We start from the raw sequence: 1,085 nt of genomic DNA, 5'->3' as shown, positions 1-1,085 counted from the left end.
TAAGGTGGTTATAGCGACGGGGCTCACCTCTTACCATTCCGAACAGAGTAGTTAAGCCCGTTTGCGCCGATGGTACTGCTTTACTGTGGAAGAGTAGGTCGCCGCCTTTTTTAGAAACCCTTACTATATTTATAGTAAGGGTTTTTTTGTTTTATGAAATTTTAAAAGCTACAATAGCACCATAAATCTATAGTTTTATGATAATTATACTTAATTCAGGTTAGTTCAGGAGGAAATATTGATAAGATAAATTCAGTGGTTGATTTAAAGTAGATTTCATTCATAATAATTCATGTTGGTCAATTCTCTTTTTTGATATTTACATATATAAAAATTCGGCATAAGACTTTACTAATTGGCCAACTGAAAGAGATTATTACTCTATTTATAATTATTGCAGCTTAAAAAAGACTTACTCTTAAGAATTAAAATAGTAAGAATTAAAATAGTAAGAATTAAAATAGTAAGAATTGAAATAGTAAGAATTGGTATAATAGGAAAATAAATTATAAACAGTAGCGCAACTATTATAAATTGTACCCCACTATTTTACCCAGTCTTTAATTATAAATAGGAATAATAGATCAAGTTAGAATAAGAGGAAAATTCTGTCGTTAAATTTAAACTGTAAATTATACTATTATATACGGTAGTTTTAGGTGCAAATTAAGACCATAATGGTGTGATGATGATTTAAGTCAATTTTAAATTGAAAAAAATGAATCACATATATAAGATTTATTGAATCTTTAGACTGTATGATGTGTATGACACAGCTCATATTTAAAGTGTATTTATAAATTTTAAAGAACCTTTATAGAGTCCTAAACCTACTAACGAAGTGCTTTGTGGTTTATAATGTATTTAAAACGAACGAAAATAATGATTGTAAAGCTTTAGCTTTCAGTATGATTAAAAAAATAATTAAAATAACTTATAAAATGACTTGTTGGTTTAGAAAAGGGTTCTATATTTGCACCCCGAAATAAAAACAATAAGTTGAGTTTCGAAAAACGTTCATTACTATACAAAACGACATCGAAAAATATTTTAAAAATTTTACAAAAAGATGTTGTGGGAATGAA

1 rRNA gene is annotated in these 1,085 nt (G+C 27.2%); it reads left to right on the top strand.

Features of this window, described 5'->3' with window-relative positions:
• Window positions 1–110: ribosomal RNA gene (gene rrf, locus QMA06_RS16405) — 5S ribosomal RNA — on the top strand.
• Window positions 111–1,085: the final 975 nt, after the last annotated feature.

This window comes from Winogradskyella bathintestinalis, from assembly GCF_030407435.1.
Lineage (GTDB): Bacteria > Bacteroidota > Bacteroidia > Flavobacteriales > Flavobacteriaceae > Winogradskyella > Winogradskyella bathintestinalis.
This window is presented reverse-complemented; position numbering and strand designations above follow the sequence as displayed.